Origin of the sequence: Schnuerera sp. (assembly GCF_035459645.1) — a bacterium.
Classification (GTDB): Bacteria; Bacillota; Clostridia; order Tissierellales; family Tepidimicrobiaceae; genus Schnuerera.
In genome coordinates this window covers 1-3504 of the sequence record NZ_DATHXO010000225.1, presented here as the reverse complement: position 1 = coordinate 3504, position 3504 = coordinate 1, and the positions used below count along the sequence as shown (strand labels likewise).

Sequence of the window (3504 nt, the reverse complement as noted above, 5' to 3'; positions counted from 1 at the left end):
ACTCCTTCTCCTTTTTCTTCAACTACTCCATCCTTTATTATCTCCCACTCTGTGGTATAATTGTTTTTAATCTGCATTACCTTGTCTCCAACTCGGAATAGTTCATCCCCTATTTGTTTTTCCTTTTTATTATTGGATTTTGGATTTAATACATTTTGTAAGTATTTATTTAATGCATTTATACCAACATCTCCCTTTTTCATGGGAGCTAATACTTGGATATCTTTAAAAGAATCTACTCCATAATAAGCAGGTAGTCTTTCTTTGCATAAGGACAATACAATATTTACAATATTATTAGGATTATGTTCCTTTATAAAATAAAAATCCTTGTCTTTTTCATTTAATATAGGTCTTTCCCCTTTATTAATCCTATGGGCATTGACTACTATTAAGCTTTCTTCTGCTTGACGGAATATTTCATTTAGTTCTACTACCTTTACTACACTACTATTTATAATGTCTTTTAAGACATTTCCTGCTCCTACTGATGGTAACTGGTCTACATCTCCTACTAAAATAAGTCGTGTTCCTGGCACTATGGCTTTGAGTAAACTATTCATCAACAAAATATCTATCATAGATGCTTCGTCTATAATCAACAAATCCGTATCTAATGGACTATCTTCATCTAATCCAAAGGCCATTTCTTCTTCCATATAGGAATACTCTAACAGTCTATGGATAGTTTTTGATTCTATTCCTGTAGTTTCAGTCATTCTTTTGGCTGCTCTTCCTGTAGGTGCAGCTAAATTTACGTTTAATCCTTGGTCTTTAAATATTTTGATTATAGCATTTATGATGGTAGTTTTTCCCGTACCTGGTCCTCCAGTAATTACTATTATTCCATTCTTAATAGATTCCTCAATGGCTTCTCTTTGTTTTTTTGCAAATATTAAACCATCTTCTTTTTCTATTTTGTTGATAATATTGTCTATATCAAGATCAAAGTCCTCTAATTCAACTCTGGACAATTCTACTATTTTTCTACTTACATTGTTCTCCGCTATATGGAAAGGAGTATAGTAAACTCTAGTTTCATCTTTAATATTTAATATATGAATAATCCCTTTTATAGCTAAATCCCTTAGGGATGCTTCCACCAAATTCTCATCTACTCCTAATAATCCCGAAGCACTCGGTATTAGTTCTTCTTTAGGAACATAGGTGTGACCACTGGCAGCATATTTATTTATCATATATCTAATACCCCCTTCTATCCTATAGGGGGATTCAATGCTAATACCCATATTTTGTGCAATCTTATCTGCAGTTTTAAAACCTATGCCAAAAATATCTTCTGAAAGTCTATATGGATTTTCAGAAATTATATTTATGGTATCCTTACCATATTTTTTATATATTCTAATTCCATAATTGGCTGTTATCCCATATTGTTGGAGAAACACCATAATGTCCCTTAGTTCTCCCTGTTCTTCAAAGGCTTCTACTATCTTTTTTAATTTTTTGTCCCCTATTCCTTCTATTTCCTTCAACCTCTCTGGATTGTATTGAATTATATCTAAAGCATCTTTTCCAAATTTATCTACGATTCTTTTGGCTGTTTTTGGACCTATATAGGGAATCATTCCAGAGGATAGATATTTTTCAATACCATTTATAGTAGAAGGGACTACTATGGAAACATTGGATATTTCTAACTGTTCTCCATAGGTTGGATGATAAATCCATTCTCCTTCTACTTTTATAGTCTCCCCTATATTGATAAGTGGTATATAGCCAACAATAGTCGCTTTCCCATCAGTAGTATCAATACTTGCAACTGTATATGTATTTATTTCATTTCTAAATATTATATCTTCTACCATGCCTTCCAATGTTAACAAACTAATTCTCCTCTACCCATATTGTTAAACATTATTATATCATATACATATTACAATTGAAGTTAAGATTTTTCGACTTCCCTTTAAAATTACTAAAAATATACTCAATTCAAAATTGGATTTTTTGCTGTATTTTAAGTATTTCATTTATTATTATAGCTATATCACTTTTGGTTGCTGGTTTGTCGTATTCATTAAACATATTCCTTTCATTGATGGTTATTGTATATTCCCTTTCCTTGAACAGTTTTTTTACTATATGCCCATTTTTTATATGTTTGTTTACTGTTTCTAGGGATGATAATGATTCTATTATGTTTTGGTCCTTTAATTGAATTATGGTTTTATCCTTTTTTCTAAATGTATCATCAATATATTTTATATTTACATATCCAAAGGAACCATCATTTTTACACAAAGGTTTTCTTACCTTTATAGGTATGAAAACATTCCCCCCATTGAATGGAATAGGAGTCAAATTTTTAATATTTAATATATTCCCGTAGTATTTTTTTGTTTCTTTTAAATCTATTAAATAAAATTTGCTAATCTTATTTAAAACTGTTCTAACTGTTTTTTCAATTTCATACCTTCCTCCTTCTTTCGTCAATAACAATGTACAATTCCCTTTCATAGCCAAGTATACTGGAAGGATAGCTATTAGTTCTTCACAAATTATTTTCTCTATATCCATAAAAATCCCCTCCTTGACTTATTTTATCAGAACATGTGTTCTGTGTCAAGAAGGGGATTTTTCATTTAATTCTGGCTATAGCTTTAGATAGGTCATTTATACTTTCTGTTAGCATATTAAGCTTTCCTTCTATTCGAACCAATAAATATATAGAGATTACTATTGGAAAGCCTAAATTAGCTATATGGGTATAAATCTCTTCCATACTATTCTCTCCTTTCAATTTGATTAAGGGCAGACACATTGGTCTGCCCTTAAATTAAATTAAATTGCTATTTCTTCTATTGTTGTAGTTATGAATCGAGCACTTTCTTTAGCTACAATATCTCCAGCTGCAGAGAAAAACACATTTCTATTCACTATATCATCCATGGCCGTCCCTACTTCTACTTCCGTTAAATCTTCTCTAGGTTCGTCTAAAGATATGGTAAATTTTTTCCCCGCTTCATCTTTAAAGGCTAACTGCAATTTTGTTTGTTCCATTTAATCACCTCCTTCTGCCTATTTAATTAAATTATTCTTCTCTTAGTTCGATTTCCTCTAATCTTTTAACTTTGAATAGAGGTAAAGTTTGAAGCCCTGATAAAGACTGAGCTACTGAAAATAGGTCTTCGTTTTCTACTGTTGGTTTTACTCTGGATAAGGTTTTAGACTTAATTACATGTCTATCCCCGTCCATGCCTCCATCTAGCTCAAGCTTTAGTCTTACATTTTCTTTAATATCGACTACTGCCATGTTCTCACCTCCTTCTACTCCTTATATGGATGGAGGTGGCTTATTTTACTATTCTTTTTCTTAATTTTTTTATTCCTTGAGTTTTCGTATTGACTACCGTCCTATACGAAACCCCTAATTTATCTGCAATTTCACCTATGGATAATTGGTTTATATAATAATCTAGTACTACCTGTTTCTGTCTTTTTGTAAGATAATTTAAGCTTTTTATTAATAAATCTATTTCT

Annotated in this window: 6 protein-coding genes; all 6 read right to left on the bottom strand. The window is 31.0% G+C overall.

The annotated features are described in order from the left end of the window. On the bottom strand, nt 1-1847 hold a 1847-nt coding region (recD2, locus tag VK998_RS05365), incomplete at its 3' end, for an SF1B family DNA helicase RecD2 (protein ID WP_325226334.1). 109 nt (nt 1848-1956) lie between these two features. Continuing rightward, entirely contained in the window at nt 1957-2541 is a 585-nt protein-coding gene (locus VK998_RS05360) for a hypothetical protein (protein ID WP_325226332.1), read from the bottom strand. A 61-nt stretch (nt 2542-2602) separates the two neighbouring features. Further along, complete coding sequence (locus tag VK998_RS05355; protein WP_325226330.1) at nt 2603-2746, bottom strand: YvrJ family protein; 144 nt, start codon at nt 2744-2746, stop codon at nt 2603-2605. Between the two features lie 59 nt (nt 2747-2805). Beyond that, nucleotides 2806-3024, bottom strand: coding sequence for a DUF2922 domain-containing protein (locus VK998_RS05350; RefSeq protein ID WP_325226328.1), 219 nt, complete (start codon nt 3022-3024; stop codon nt 2806-2808). A gap of 31 nt (nt 3025-3055) precedes the next feature. Beyond that, nucleotides 3056-3277 carry a DUF1659 domain-containing protein gene (locus tag VK998_RS05345; protein WP_325226326.1) on the bottom strand — a complete coding sequence of 74 codons (222 nt, stop codon included), beginning with the start codon at nt 3275-3277 and terminating at the stop codon, nt 3056-3058. A 40-nt stretch (nt 3278-3317) separates the two neighbouring features. After that, nucleotides 3318-3504 (bottom strand): sigma-70 family RNA polymerase sigma factor (locus tag VK998_RS05340; RefSeq protein WP_325226324.1); only part of this gene is annotated, 187 nt, incomplete at its 5' end.